Annotated in this window: 1 protein-coding gene; it reads right to left on the bottom strand. The window is 47.5% G+C overall.

Annotated elements, in window-relative coordinates:
- A partial coding sequence (locus tag ACTHUM_RS13670) for an ESPR-type extended signal peptide-containing protein (protein ID WP_440403131.1) occupies positions 1–1,415 on the bottom strand: 1,415 nt, incomplete at its 3' end.
- Positions 1,416–1,511: the final 96 nt, after the last annotated feature.

Here is a 1,511-nt window from a genome sequence, read left to right as displayed (position 1 = left end):
CCACCGTAAGTGTAGCCGCGAACAGTACCGCTGCTAGTAGGTACGAAGTTGCTGGTTGTAGAACCGTTACCCAGAGCTACGCTGTTTTCGATAGTAGATTTAGCTTCAGTACCCAAAGCCAGAGTGTTTCTAGCTGTTGCTTGAGCATCGTTACCCAGAGCAGTTGCATATTCACCGCCATTGGCTTGAGCGCCACGGCCTAATGCAATCGCTTGCGTAGAAGCAGCGTTACTTTGTACACCCAATGCTACCGCGTATTGAGCACTTGCTTTAGCAGCAGGACCGAAGGCAGAAGCAGAAATGCCGTCAGCGACAGAACCGCGACCGATTGCTACGGCAGAACCTTTTTTAGCTTGAGCATCGCCACCCAATGCTACCGCACCGTTTGCCAGGGCTTGAGAACGTTGACCGATGGCAGTTGCTACGATACCGGTTGCTTGAGCATTAGTACCGATTGCCATAGCTGAACCGGCATTATTAGCACCCACAACACCATCACCATCAGCACCAGTAGAGGTACCATCAGCTTTTGCTTCAAAACCTACAGCAACGTCAGCAGCTTGGCTAGCAACTGCGTCATTACCATGAGCGACAGAGTTATTACCCAAAGCTTTTGCTGTAAAACCTGTTGCGAGAGATTGCTCGCCACTTGCTGTAGAACCAGCACCTGTTGCAATAGCTCGAGTACCGGTAGCAGTAGCACGCAAACCAACAGCAACCGCATTGGTAGCACTTGCAGTCGTATTTTTACCAACAGCTACAGCATTATTACCAGCTGCAGCAGACTCATAACCAACAGAAACTGCAGAAGAACCAGAAGCATTAGATGATTTACCTACGGCAATAGTAGCCTGACCAGATGCTTTTGATCCAGAACCAAAAGCAAGAGACTCGCCACCACTAGCATTTGCTTGCTTACCAATAGCTACGTCCATATCTTTGCCTGATGTTGCTTTTGTACCGATCGCAACAGAGTCAATAGACTGATTAGTTGCACCAAAACCAACTGCAACACCATTTTCTTGAATTGCTTTTGCATCTTTACCAATAGCTACTGATTTATCACCAGTACCAGTCGCACTAGAACCAATCGCAATTGCGTCATGAGAGACTACATTATTACCGTTGTTTCTGTAAGTATTTGCGCCAGTACCGATATTGATATTGCCAATACCTTGATTGGTACCAATGACATTCCCGGTATTATCTGATTTAATGGTAATCGTACTAGCAGATGTTTCCACACCTGCTTGAGCAGCACTAGAAGCCATCAAAGCACCTGCCGCTGCAACTGCAGCAGCTACGGCTTTACGCTTGTCAGAAGCGGATTTTTTGCCGTGTGCATGGCTGATCTCGGAAACCGCGGTCCATGTCTGGGTCGCGTGGTTCCAAATGACTTTAAAGACTTTATTCATATCGATTTTCCTGTAAGGGGTTTGATTTCTTTTGGGACGTGTTGCTCGGCTGTAAACTGCCTGTCCACACATTTGCCGCATTTCAGAGTTTCCCCT

It is taken from the genome of Neisseria sp. P0021.S006 (assembly GCF_051956895.1).
The sequence above is the reverse complement of the archived record's forward strand: the minus strand, read 5'-3'. Positions and strand labels throughout refer to the sequence as shown.